Annotated in this window: 8 protein-coding genes; 5 read left to right on the forward strand and 3 right to left on the reverse strand. The window is 42.3% G+C overall.

Translation table 11 applies throughout. The features are described from left to right. Positions 1 to 317 precede the first annotated feature (317 nt). Positions 318 to 2,537, forward strand: coding sequence for an NADP-dependent isocitrate dehydrogenase (locus FQ083_RS03660; protein WP_149408876.1), 2,220 nt, complete (start codon positions 318 to 320; stop codon positions 2,535 to 2,537). Between the two features lie 158 nt (positions 2,538 to 2,695). Here FQ083_RS03660 and icd read toward each other — a convergent pair whose 3' ends face one another. Continuing rightward, positions 2,696 to 3,955: an NADP-dependent isocitrate dehydrogenase gene (gene icd, locus FQ083_RS03665; protein ID WP_149408877.1), complete on the reverse strand. Its 1,260-nt coding sequence runs from the start codon at positions 3,953 to 3,955 to the stop codon at positions 2,696 to 2,698. A gap of 216 nt (positions 3,956 to 4,171) precedes the next feature. Here icd and FQ083_RS03670 point away from each other — a divergent pair, with 216 nt between their 5' ends. Together FQ083_RS03670 and FQ083_RS03675 are read left to right on the forward strand one after the other, a co-directional pair. After that, positions 4,172 to 4,798, forward strand: coding sequence for an rRNA large subunit pseudouridine synthase E (locus FQ083_RS03670; protein ID WP_149408878.1), 627 nt, complete (start codon positions 4,172 to 4,174; stop codon positions 4,796 to 4,798). Positions 4,799 to 4,984: 186 nt separating this feature from the next. Then, positions 4,985 to 5,824, forward strand: a complete 840-nt coding sequence (locus FQ083_RS03675; RefSeq protein WP_149408879.1) for a DUF305 domain-containing protein — start codon at positions 4,985 to 4,987, stop codon at positions 5,822 to 5,824. 126 nt (positions 5,825 to 5,950) lie between these two features. Here FQ083_RS03675 and FQ083_RS03680 read toward each other — a convergent pair whose 3' ends face one another. After that, a complete protein-coding gene (locus FQ083_RS03680; RefSeq protein WP_149408880.1) occupies positions 5,951 to 7,897 on the reverse strand; it encodes a M61 family metallopeptidase in 1,947 nt (648 codons plus the stop codon). Positions 7,898 to 8,222: 325 nt separating this feature from the next. On the opposite strand from FQ083_RS03680, the gene FQ083_RS03685 reads away from it, so the two are divergent. Beyond that, positions 8,223 to 8,708 carry a peptidylprolyl isomerase gene (locus tag FQ083_RS03685; RefSeq protein WP_011279591.1) on the forward strand — a complete coding sequence of 162 codons (486 nt, stop codon included), beginning with the start codon at positions 8,223 to 8,225 and terminating at the stop codon, positions 8,706 to 8,708. A gap of 501 nt (positions 8,709 to 9,209) precedes the next feature. Here the strand turns inward: FQ083_RS03685 and FQ083_RS03690 are convergent. Further along, complete coding sequence (locus FQ083_RS03690) at positions 9,210 to 11,420, reverse strand: carboxy terminal-processing peptidase (protein ID WP_149408881.1); 2,211 nt, start codon at positions 11,418 to 11,420, stop codon at positions 9,210 to 9,212. Positions 11,421 to 11,902: 482 nt separating this feature from the next. Here FQ083_RS03690 and nagZ point away from each other — a divergent pair, with 482 nt between their 5' ends. After that, positions 11,903 to 12,988, forward strand: a complete 1,086-nt coding sequence (nagZ, locus tag FQ083_RS03695) for a beta-N-acetylhexosaminidase (RefSeq protein WP_149408882.1) — start codon at positions 11,903 to 11,905, stop codon at positions 12,986 to 12,988. Positions 12,989 to 13,093: the final 105 nt, after the last annotated feature.

Below are 13,093 nucleotides of genomic sequence, written 5' to 3' on the forward strand. Positions count from 1 at the left end.
TATAATATATCGACTGTCATATATCGTCAGGCAGTGTTACCCAATCGTTCAACCCCTCTTTTGGCGGTAAGTTTGTCATAAAGGTTAAAACAGCTTCCAAAAGATAGTTTTGCAAAATAAGGTCAACAGGCAGTCTCAAAACTATTTAAATGCGTCAAACTGTTTAAATATATTTTTGTATGATTGCAAAAGTGACACTTGATGTGCTTAATTTAGCGCCATCACTCATTATGGTATGAAGGCTATATAAAGCGATTGAATAAGATCCAAGCCTTACTCCCCTTATTAATGACAACATAAAGGAATACTCTACTACAATGTCAAAAATTATTTATACAAAAACCGACGAAGCCCCAGCGCTTGCAACCGTATCATTCTTGCCTATTGTCAAAGCATTTACTCACACAGCAGGCATTGAAGTTGACACCAGTGATATCTCAGTTGCTGCGCGTGTATTGGCTGAATTCCCTGAGTTTTTAAGTGAAGAGCAACGCGTTCCTGATAACTTAGCTGAGCTAGGTCGTCTGACACAAGATCCAAACACCAACATCATCAAATTGCCAAATATTAGTGCTTCTGTTCAACAGTTGAAAGCAGCTATTAAAGAACTACAAGGTAAAGGCTACGCTATTCCTGATTTTCCAGATGACCCAAAAACTGACGAAGAAAAATCGATTCGTCTGCGTTATGGCAAAAGTCTAGGCAGCTCGGTAAACCCTGTACTTCGTGAAGGTAACTCAGATCGCCGCGCACCAAAAGCGGTCAAAAACTACGCACGCAAACATCCGCATTCTATGGGTGAATGGAAACAATGGTCACAAACGCATGTATCACATATGCACAGCGGCGACTTCTATGATGGCGAGCAATCTATCACTTTAGATAAAGCACGTACTGTACGTATGGAACGCTTAGCGGACGATGGCACTGTAAATGTATTCAAAACAGGCATCGCTTTGCTTGATAAAGAAGTCATCGATCTTATGTTTATGAGCAAAAAATCACTGCTTGATTTTTATGAGCGTGAAATGGAAGACTGCCGTGAAGCTGGTATCTTATTCTCGTTGCATGTAAAAGCGACCATGATGAAAGTATCACATCCTATCGTCTTCGGTCATGCGGTCAGAATCTACTATAAAGATGCTTTCCAAAAGCATGGCGCATTATTTGACGAGCTAGGTGTCAATGTTAATAACGGCATGGCAAGTTTGTATGAAAAAATTGCCGAGTTGCCAGCCAGTTTGCGTGAAGAGATTGAGCGTGATCTACATGCTTGCCAAGTCCACCGTCCACGTTTGGCGATGGTTGATTCATCAAAAGGCATCACCAACTTCCATTCGCCAAGTGACATCATCGTTGATGCATCCATGCCAGCTATGATTCGTAACGGCGGCAAAATGTGGGGTGCTGATGGTAAACTATATGACTGTAAAGCCGTCATGCCAGAATCTACCTTTGCCCGCATTTATCAAGAAATGATCAATTTCTGTAAATGGCATGGCAACTTTGATCCAACAACGATGGGTACAGTACCTAACGTAGGTCTAATGGCTCAAAAAGCGGAAGAATATGGCTCACACGACAAGACTTTTGAAGCGAGCGATAACGGTATTGCTCGTATTGTTGACGAAGAAACAAATGAGATCTTGCTTGAACAGCGTGTTGAAAAAGGTGATATCTGGCGCATGTGTCAGGTTAAAGATGAGCCTATCCAAGATTGGGTCAAGCTTGCAGTACGCCGTGCACGCGAATCGAATACACCAGTTATCTTTTGGTTAGACCCGTATCGTCCACACGAAAACGAGCTGATTAAAAAGGTAAAAATGTATCTAAAAGATCATGATACCACTGGTCTACATATCGAAACCATGTCACAAGTTCGTGCTATGCGTTATACCCTAGAGCGCGTTGCTCGTGGTCTTGATACGATTTCTGCTACTGGTAATATCTTACGTGATTATCTCACTGACTTATTCCCGATTTTAGAATTGGGCACCAGTGCTAAGATGTTGTCAGTGGTTCCATTAATGAAGGGCGGCGGTTTGTTTGAAACAGGCGCTGGTGGTTCAGCACCGAAGCATGTACAACAATTGGTTGAAGAAAACCACTTACGTTGGGATTCTTTGGGTGAGTTCTTGGCATTGACTGTGTCGCTAGAGCATTTAGCACAGAATGACAACAACCCTAAAGCTCAAATATTGGCTGATACCTTAGATAGAGCAACTGAAAAGCTGTTATTGAATGACAAGTCTCCATCACGCAAAACTGGTGAGCTTGATAATCGTGGCAGTCATTTCTATCTTGCTATGTATTGGGCACAAGAGCTCGCTGCTCAAGATCAAGACAGCGAGCTAAAAGCACAATTTACTGCACTTGCGCAGAATCTTGGGAGCAATGAAGCAGCTATTATCAAAGAGCTAAATGATGCTCAAGGTAAGCCTATGGATCTTAAAGGCTATTACCTAGCGGATGAAGCATTGGCTGAGCAAGCAATGCGTCCTAGCACTTTGTTCAATAACGCCATTGCTTCATTATAATTAACTCATCTTATAAAAGTTAATTTATAGAAGTGACATTAGCGTAAACAAAACACCCCACATATCTTAGATTTTGGGGTGTTTTTTTGTCTTTTGTTAAGGAGTGATTTTTATGTCAGAAACTATTTACAAGACATTATGTAAAAGACATTATTTTCTTACCCATTCATATGTTTAATGATTGCTTTACCAAACTCAGAGGTACTTAGTAAGGTGGCATCCGGCAACAAGCGTTCAAAATCGTAGGTCACGGTCTTATTTTTGATAGCACCTTGGATACCTTCGATGACCAAGTCAGCGGCCTCTGTCCAGCCCATATCACGTAGCATCATCTCAGCTGATAAAATAAGCGAACCCGGATTGACTTTGTTTTGTCCGGCGTACTTTGGCGCTGTACCATGTGTTGCCTCATATACGGCAATAGCAACTCCTTTATTAGCACCCGGAGCAATACCGATACCACCGACTTGCGCGGCTAACGCGTCAGAGATGTAGTCGCCGTTTAGGTTTAATGTCGCAATCACTGAGTAGTCAGCTGGACGCATCAAGATTTGCTGCAAAAACGCATCCGCAATCACATCTTTAATCACAATCTTATGACCCGTCTTAGGATTTGTTATCGTCATCCAAGGGCCACCATCTAGTAATTGAGCACCAAAGCACTCAGTAGCAACTTCATATCCCCACTCTTTAAAAGCGCCTTCAGTGAACTTCATAATATTGCCTTTATGCACAAGCGTCACATTAGGCAAGTCATTGTCGATGGCGTGCTGAATCGCTTTACAAATCAAGCGCTGTGAGCCCTCTTTTGATACTGGCTTGATACCAATGCCACAATCTTCTGAAAAGCGAATCTGTGTCACGCCCATCTCTTCTTTTAAAAACTTAATGACTTTTTTGGCATCCTCACTGCCTGCTTTCCACTCGATACCGGCATAGATATCTTCTGAGTTTTCGCGGAAAATAATCATATCAGTCAACTCAGGCTGTTGGACAGGACTTGGAACGCCTTCGAACCAACGTACAGGACGCTGACAAACGTACAAATCAAGCTCTTGTCGCATTGCCACGTTCAGCGAGCGCATACCACCGCCAACTGGCGTGGTCAGCGGACCTTTTATACTGATGACATAATCACGCAACACATTAAGCGTCTCTTCTGGCATAAATTCGCCGTCATAAATTTTAGACGCTTTTTCACCGCAATAGGTCTCCATCCAAACGATGGACTTTTTACCTTTATAAGCTTTTTCAACTGCCGCATCAATCACTTCAATCATGACAGGTGTGATATCAACGCCGATGCCATCGCCTTCGATAAAGGGAATGATCGGATGGTTTGGAATATTAAAGGATAAATCAGCATTTACGGTTATTTTTTCGCCGTTTATTGGTACGATAACCTTGTTATATGACATGAGGTGATACTCCTTGATATGTATTATGTGTTTTAAGCGTCCTTGGCATTCTGTTATGCTAGCTGTTTTATCATGGTGATGACAGCATTATAAATGTTTGTACAATACGATAAAGTTAAGGTAAAACACGCCTCTACCTTTAGGTTTTACTCGTATATTAATTCTTATAGTATATGTCCTGCTATCCGCCATTTTATATTTGGGAAACGTTATTTTATGTCCAGCTCTAGCCTGATTTTGTTTAATAAGCCTTACGGAGTACAAAGTCAATTCCGTGATGACAGCAATAATGACCATACTACTCTATCAGAATATTTCACGGACAAGTCACTCCGTATCGCTGGTCGGCTTGATGCTACCTCAGAGGGGCTGCTGATTTTGACCAGTGATGGACGCATTAATAAAGCCATCACGCAGCCACCATCTGCAAAGGGTTTTGCGCAAAACAAACAAAAACAAGGTAAGACTTATTTGGTGCAAGTAGAAGGCATGGTCACTGCTGTCCAATTAAAGGCGCTGGCGTCAGGCGTGGTCTTGAAAGACGGTAAGACATTGCCTGCCTCTGCAGTACTTGTCGATGAAGCCGACTTGCCGATTACATTATGGGAGCGCGATCCGCCTATTCGTGAGCGTAAAAATATCCCAACGTCATGGTTAATGCTGACTATTTATGAAGGCAAAAATCGCCAAGTGAGGCGTATGACTGCGCATGTAGGGCTGCCTTGCTTACGCTTGATACGCTGGTCAGTGGCAGGATTTGAGCTTGGAGAGTTGGGCGTTGGTGAGTTTGTACGCATTCATTTAAATAGTGAGCAATGCCGAAAACTTGGCGTCATAGGTTAGCTATCATAATACCTAAGTAAAGCTGTACTTAAGATAGCTTTTTTATTTAAGCTCACTATATTACGACATCTTAAACATAGCGTCTCGAAAGAGTAAGATTTATCTGTTAACATTTAGCTATGTGCTCTATATGATTCATATGCTTTTTTGCTAAGCTTCTTGTTCAATTTATGGTAAGGATATGTCATGACTGCTTTTCATCGTTTTGCCTTGTTTGCTACTGGTGTGTCTGCTGCGCTATTAATAAGTGCTTGCCAGCCAGCATCAGATGATGTTGAGGTGAATGCAGTGCAAGACGATGCACCAGTCGTATCAGAGCAAGTTGACAGCCATGAAGATATGGATGCTCACGATATGATGACTGCTGATACTACGCCAGATGAGATGCCAATAACGGACATATTTAAAGACTATACGAAGTCTATGACTGATATGCATAATGAGATGATGGTAGGTATGGCTTATAACGATCCTGATACAGCCTTTGCAAAAAGTATGCTTGGGCATCATCATGGTGCAGTAGATATGGCAAAGATTGAGCTTAAATACGGTACTGATGAGACGATGCGTAAGCTGGCAAGAGATATCATTGACTCACAGCAGCTTGAGATTGATATTATAAATAAATGGCTTGCTAGCCACCCTGATGCGCCCAAGCCGAAGCCCAATACCCAAGTAATGCAACAAGCTTATACGGCAGGCATGCAAGCCATGCATGACGACATGATGACTGGCATCGCAAACCCTATACCAGACATGGCATTTGCACGTGGTATGCTGCCTCATCATCGCGGCGCGGTAGATATGGCAATGATACAGCTCCAATATGGTACTGATAAAGAAATGCGTAAATTGGCACAAGACATCATTGATGCCCAGCAGCCTGAAATTATATGGTTACAAGAGTGGATTGCAAAAACGTTAGTTAATTCAGAAAAAGATGCAAGCAATGCTACCGATCAAGATACTTCTGCAAACCAGAAAGAAGCCGTAGAGGTTGCCAAAACCACAAAACCTAATGCTTAAATTTTAAGCGTATAACATAAAGCCCATACTAAGCATCATTGTTTAGTATGGGCTTTTTAATAGCTGCTAATCTTATAGTATCCACTGTCTTTGTAGAGCACTCAACTACTTGTGATAGCCAAATCACTATGACTGGGCACCGTTCATCACATCTAACCAAGCACTTTCTGTTTTTAATTCATTTATCTTATTTTCATCATCTGTATTAGCCTTTGCTAAACGCAAGCTAATGCTATGTGGAAAGACTTTATCTAAACCATCACTCTCATCTGTATCGACTTTCGGTACAACCTTAACCGTCATCAGCTCATCACGGCGAAACAAATGGCATTCAATGTCGTGTGATGCATCATTGAATAGTGCTAGTTGTTTGTTATCTGCTTTGATACCATCAATTGCGATAATAACATCATGTGCTGAGAGTCCAGCTTTTGCCGCGGCGCTCGCGCGCGCTACCTTGCTGACCTTAAGTCCCATTGGCGTTTCAGTACATCTCATGCCCCACGGTACATGTTTATCAGCGGTCTCTTTGGTATTGCTGTGTAACTGAATACCGTTTGCGGCTAATAACGATTTTAGAGGCAACTCTTCAACGCCATTAACATAGCAGCGCTCAAAATCTTCCCAATCCGCTACTGGCATAAACTGCCCAATGACAGTCCCCATATCGGCACTACTGATCCCGACGCGCTGATTGTCATTTTGCTTCGCTTGTTCATAAAAAGCTTTGACCACATCAAATAAACGATAACGTCCCGCGCTCTTTTCTAGTAGCGTTAAATCCAGACATAACGCCACTAAAGATCCTTTATTGTAGTAACTGATACCCGCATTGCCAGTATTTTCATCGTTGCGATACAGCTTAATCCACGCATCAAAGCTCGATTCTGCCACACTTTGCTGTGCGCGACCCGGCGTTTGGTGATAGCGATTGATTTGTTCTGCCAATAACTTTAGATAGCTTGCCTTATCAATCACTCCTGAGGCTTGCAGCATAAAATCGTCGATATAGGAAGTAAAGCCTTCAAATACCCATAGCAAAGGTGTAAAAGCTTCGCGGCGTAAATCCACATCTAGCATCACATCGGGACGAACTGTCTTGACCCACCACGCATGAAAATACTCATGACTACACAAGCCTAAAAATCGCTGATAATCACTACTTGGCATTGTTGGTTCATTGATACGAGGTAAATCACGGCGTGGGGTAATTAAACTGGTCGAATTGATGTGCTCCAAGCCGCCATAATCTTGCCCACTAGCATAAGTCATAAAAGTATAATCATTAAATGGCGCGTCACCCAACCAATTGAGATACGTCTGGCAGATCCGAGTTAGGTCTTGCTGCAATCGTCCCATATTGGCATTATGCTTACCTGCGAGGAAAAATTGATGGCTCAGCGTCTGATGCTGATTATCTTGAATGATAAAATCAAATTTCTCTTGTATCCCAATCTCAAACGGATAATCAATCAGTTCGTGATAGCTGTCCGCTTGTAAACTATATAAATTTTGCTCATCGCTTTGTAAATGTGTGGCTTTAAATCCACACGCCAGTAATACTTCTTCTTTATTTTTATCAATAAAAAAGGCTTCGGGTACCATCAATCTAACTTGGATTGGTGATTGCTCTTGCCCAGCAACTGCCAACGCCAGTGAGGTAAAATTGCCGTACAAGCGCTGCTGATCGACATAAGCCGTGCGCACCGATAAATCATAACAATATACTTCGTAATATACGCTTATCGTTTGCCCTGCTTTTGCATCTGGCAATTGCCATGTGTGCTTATCAGTTTTTTGCGCGCGATAACACTTAGGATTTTTATTATTCGCAATCTGGTTATCCGATAACTCTTTATCCAATATCTCGTAATGTACAGCGGTAATATTTCGAGCAAATTCACGCATCAAATAACTACCCGGTATCCATGCCGGTAGCCATAAGCTTGGCGCGTCTGTATCTGCTGTAAACCTAAGCGTGACATCAACCAGATGCTCTAAAAAACGCTCAAAGTCGAATTGGTAGTTAATATTAGATGGCTGATTATCGGCAGCATGAGAGAGTGAAGTCATATTTTTTTATCCTTATAATTATTGCTATGGTAGAAGTCATCGCTCAAAAACGCAACTGGCGAACCTAAAACCAGCAACGCAGTATTTGGTTAATATGCTAAAAACATGGATTATTCTGCTCAATTACACGATTAATTGGCATTTTTTGTTGTTTTAACCTTGAAAGTGATGGGAGTTATCGCAATTAAAGAGGCTAACTGCTAAAGTTACCCTAATAAACTGATGATAATTAACTGATGACGTGGCTATTTGGCTGGCTGATTGGCTTTTTTAGGTTTATTGCAACCGTATTTAATTTTTAATATCAACATATTTAGGATAATTTATGACTACTATCGCAAAAGACACTGCCGTCAAGTTCAACTACACGCTAAAAGACGACGAAGGTAATATCCTTGACCAATCTCCAGAAGGTCAACCACTTGCTTATTTGCATGGTCACAGTAATATCATCCCAGGTCTAGAGCAACAACTAGAAGGTAAATCTGCTGGCGAAAGAGTTAATGCTGTTGTTGAGCCTGCTGACGGTTACGGCGAATACCAAGAACAAGCGGTACAACATGTACCACGTGACAACTTCCAAGGCGTTGAAGATATCCAGCCTGGTATGCAGTTTCAGTCAGAAGCTGGTGGTCAAGTGATGCTAGTTACTGTGACTGCCGTCAGTGACAAAGAAGTGACTGTTGATGCAAACCATCCACTAGCTGGCAAGCGTTTGACTTTTGATGTTGAAATCCAAGAAGTACGTGCTGCTACTGAAGATGAACTAAACCACGGTCATGTACATGGCGCAGGTGGCGTTGAACACTAATCTCTTAGAGATTAGTGTGCTAGATGCATAAGCAATGAGTGATGAAGCCCATCCTTTGTTGCAAGGGGTCAGTAGATTTTTCTATTGACCCTTTTTTATGAGCAAATTTAAAGGTTTTTATTTGCACTTACTTAACATTAAGACCTTTAAAATATCACAAAGCCCAGACGTAACAAAGCCGCATAATGACTAGCATTATGCGGCTTTTATTACCAACTATCCATGTTACTGTCATTCAATACTTAATCCCGAAGTATTTTATAACGGTCGGGCATCCAGCCCTATCATCCCTAATCAGCAAACTACCTATCCCTTATGCGACTTTCCAGATACCAATCCCTAGTACCTCTGAACCTTTCAGTTCAATCGTGCCGTAGATGTATAATCGCAGATTGACCCATACTAAGTAAGAGGTCTAAACGTCAATCCTTGTAAGCATATGCTTACGTGTATTTTTCGTAGAGTTTGGGCAGTTGAATAAATAATAGTTTACAATAATTTTTATAGCTTCTCTTCAGGACTGCTCAGCTTTGTTGGCTCAGCACTGAGCATAATATAAGCCGCTTCATTAATGAAAGCTTCATCTTCTGGTAGCTCTGGACGCTCAGCAGCCTTCATCTGACTACGCTCTTCAAACTTCGCATCCATTGCCGCTTGATAAGTATTCCAGTTGGCATAAGGACGCTCACCAGTTGCAATCTGACGCTTGTTCTCAGCCTCTAGGGAGCGTTTTTCTATTAGCTGCATTTTGGCACGGCGTTTATTGATATCGAGCGCAACTGGTTTTTTCTCATCTTCCATATTACGGATATCATTGAGCGTTGATAAATAAACGAACTGCGGATTTTTTTGTTGGCGGATTTTTGACTGTTGGTTTAGCGTCGCCAAGGTATTCGACGTGAATTTACCTTCGGGCTTATACGGTGCAGTCTTAATTGTATCCCAAGGCAGCGCCTTTTTCTGTGCGCGCTCGCCAAAGGTTGCATCGTCATAGATGTTGACCAATTCAATATCAGGGACCACGCCTTTATTCTGCGTACTACCACCGGTGATACGATAGAATTTACGCTGCGTTAATGTCGCAGAACCAAGCGCCAAGCTGTCTAATTGGATTTGCGCTGAGCCTTTACCTGTTGTCGTGCTACCGACTACCAAGCCACGTCCATAATCCTGAATAGCGGCGGCAAAAATCTCACTTGCTGACGCAGATGCAAGATTGGTCAAAACGACTACCTTACCATCATATAGCTGCTCACCACCGTCATCATCACGGTAGACTTGAATATTGCCACGATTATCACGAATCTGTACTAGCGGACCACTCTTAATAAAGAAGCCAAGCATCTTGGCAACTTCATCTAGTGAGCCACCTGGATTATTGCGCAAATCAACGACCAAGCCATCGATATTCTTTTTATTTAACTCTTTCAATGCTTTTTCGGTATCGATACTGACACTACGATAATCTTCACCATTACGGCGGGCTCGGTAGTTCAAATAAAAGCTTGGTATTTCAAGAACACCGATACGTTTTGGAGTTTTATCGATATTTGGACGCTGAACTTCAACAACACGCTGAGTAACGCCTGATTCTTCTTGTGCAATAATATCTCGAACCACAGTCACATTACGAGCACTGGCATCAGGGGTATTAGGCTGACGAACTTTAATCGTCACCGATGTACCGCGTTTACCACGAATCAAACTGACGATTTCACGGGTTGACCAACCAACCACATCGGTCATGGTCTCGCCGTCTTTGGCAATACCAATAATTAAATCGTTGGGCTTAATTTGACCGGATTTTGCTGCTGGACCGCCATCGACTAAGGTCACAATACGCGTATAGTCTGGATTTTTGCGGTCAGGGCGGATAGATACCCCAATCCCTTCTAACTGTAGGCTAGATTGTATTTGCAGCTCATTGGCTTGAATTGGCGCGTAATAATTACTGTGCGGATCATAAGTCAGCATCGCCGTGTTTAAGATGGTTTCCATAATCTCATCATCTTTGAGACGGGTAAACTGCTCTTGCTGACGAGATAAGCGATTCAGTAAAATCTCACTTGGCGTGCGCTCATCATTACGGACCAAATCTTGACCGCGCGTGATATCTGGGTTGTCTAAAAAGACTTTCTCTTTTGCTTTTTCGTCTTCCTTACCTAAAGTAATACTCATCAACTGAAACTTCAACTGACTTGCCCAATAGTCGCGCTGTTCTTTTTTGGTTTTAAAATGATTGAGTTTTTCACGGTCAAGGACAATGTTATCCTTGCTGGTCAAATTGATATCCGTTTTTAGCATCTTTTTTGCCATGGCAAAATACTCATTTGAGCGTTTACGATAGCGCTCAAATACTTCTACCCCAGCAGACAAATCACCACGCTTTAAACGCGCACCGAACTCATCGGCATACTTTTTCTTAAACTCATCGACATCAGATTGCAAAAACAACGTATGGTTTGGATCGAGACTATCGATATACATAGACAAAATCTCACTACCAGTCGCTGTATCCAGTGGCTGATTAAGATAATGACTGCGATCCAGCAATGCCGCTACTTGGCGCGTGGTAACCTGTTGCTCAGGCGTCTGTTTAAAACCTTCGGTATTGGTATCAGCTACTGCGGTGCCGTAGCTCTGGGTAAGAATTAAACCTGCGATGCCCACTGACGCTGCACTGAGTAACCACTGTGCTGGTTGTTTTTTCATCATATCTACCTAATTATTTTAAGTGAAAAGTATGCTCTGTTTTTAGCAAAATCAAAAAATATCTATAAATGGCTGTTCATAAAATCCAGCTATTTTTACTCTCTTATATTTAACACTAAACCATGCGTTACGCTAGCACTAAAAGCTTATATCTGCATAAGGATTATGTTGGTTTTATCGTTAAAAAACCAATCAATACTAGCATGGGCATGAATATAGCTCTGTCTCAAACTGTATAAACAATCTTACACGCTGCGCGCGCTCATACCAAGTTTCTCACTACATAAACCAGACGTATCCATTTAACGAATATCTGTCAATGTATTAAAATGCCTTCAAATGAATTCCCGTGATACATTATGCTGGACTCGCAATTACTGTCATAATAAGCCCCTGATAGCGATGAATAATAGATGTCATTTTTCTTGATTTTTTAGTTTAACGTAGCATATAACAATATATAACCTCATAAGGATCACGCAATGTATGGTGTTTTAATGATTGATATCGATAGTACCGCGCTGACGGCTGAAGATGTCAGCTTGATTAGACAAGCACAAGTTGGTGGGATCATATTATTCGCCAGAAACGTCACCGATGCCGCCCAAGTGCGCGCGCTGTGTGACGACATACGTTGTCACAATGCTGACATTCTGATTGGGGTTGATCAAGAAGGCGGGCGCGTTGCCAGATTGCGTAACGGTTTTACGCCACTGCCAGCGATGGGAAGACTTGGTGAGTTATTTAACCAAGACCCCAATCGCGCTCTAGACTGTGCATATGATTGTGGTTATTTGATGGCATCAGAAGTACTAGCAGTGGGCATTGATTTGAGCTTTGCACCGGTACTCGATAGAGATGGTATCAGCCAAGTGATCGGTGATCGCAGCTTCCACCATGAGACGCAAGCTATCACTGCTTTGGCAGCACAATTTATGCGCGGTATGAAAGCCGCTGGGATGGCAACGACGGGCAAGCATTTCCCTGGTCACGGTGCAATAGCCCCCGACTCGCATGTTGCTGAAGCCATCGATGATCGTAGCTTAGATGAGATTATGAACAGTGATATGCAGCCATTTGCGCAAACGTTGCCTTGGCTTGATGCTTTGATGCCAGCACATGTGATTTTTTCGCAAGTAGATAATAAACCAGCGGGTTTTTCTAAGATTTGGCTCAAAGACATTATTCGTGAGCAGCTAAATTTTGATGGGGTATTGTTTTCTGATGACTTGTCTATGGCAGGGGCAAAAGCTGCGGGTGATGTCAGTGCGCGCGTCAAAGCAGCGATCGAAGCTGGCTGCGATATTGCTTTGGTTTGTAATGATCGCGTCGCGGCTCATGAAGCAGCAAAAGCGGCGCAAGAGCTGCCCTATCCCAATCAAAAACGCATCAAAACCATGTGTGGACAGATACCCGCTTGGCAAGGCAACCTTGAATCGACTTGTCAGCAGTTTGACTATTGGCAACAAGCAAAAGAGAATATTTCACAGACGTTTTTTCCTACTCAATTAGACTCTAAGGCATCCGCTAATCTTGAGTTAAAAGACCCGACTAGCTATAGTCAGTGAAAAGTAATATCGACACATTATGTACTGCTGGTATCAATTTTTCTTGCTTGCTGTGCCCATGCAGACAGAGGCTGCAAAAAATTTGTACCAGCAGTACCGTAGCGT

Source organism: Psychrobacter sp. ANT_H59, from assembly GCF_008369225.1.
GTDB lineage: Bacteria > Pseudomonadota > Gammaproteobacteria > Pseudomonadales > Moraxellaceae > Psychrobacter > Psychrobacter cryohalolentis.

What these genes read in the sequence shown, in the direction of transcription:
- FQ083_RS03660 (WP_149408876.1), top strand. Translation starts at nt 318, where the DNA reads ATGTCAAAAATTATTTATACAAAAACCGACGAAGCCCCAGCGCTTGCA.
- icd (WP_149408877.1), bottom strand. Translation starts at nt 3,955, where the DNA reads ATGTCATATAACAAGGTTATCGTACCAATAAACGGCGAAAAAATAACC.
- FQ083_RS03670 (WP_149408878.1), top strand. Translation starts at nt 4,172, where the DNA reads ATGTCCAGCTCTAGCCTGATTTTGTTTAATAAGCCTTACGGAGTACAA.
- FQ083_RS03675 (WP_149408879.1), top strand. Translation starts at nt 4,985, where the DNA reads ATGACTGCTTTTCATCGTTTTGCCTTGTTTGCTACTGGTGTGTCTGCT.
- FQ083_RS03680 (WP_149408880.1), bottom strand. Translation starts at nt 7,897, where the DNA reads ATGACTTCACTCTCTCATGCTGCCGATAATCAGCCATCTAATATTAAC.
- FQ083_RS03685 (WP_011279591.1), top strand. Translation starts at nt 8,223, where the DNA reads ATGACTACTATCGCAAAAGACACTGCCGTCAAGTTCAACTACACGCTA.
- FQ083_RS03690 (WP_149408881.1), bottom strand. Translation starts at nt 11,420, where the DNA reads ATGAAAAAACAACCAGCACAGTGGTTACTCAGTGCAGCGTCAGTGGGC.
- nagZ (WP_149408882.1), top strand. Translation starts at nt 11,903, where the DNA reads ATGTATGGTGTTTTAATGATTGATATCGATAGTACCGCGCTGACGGCT.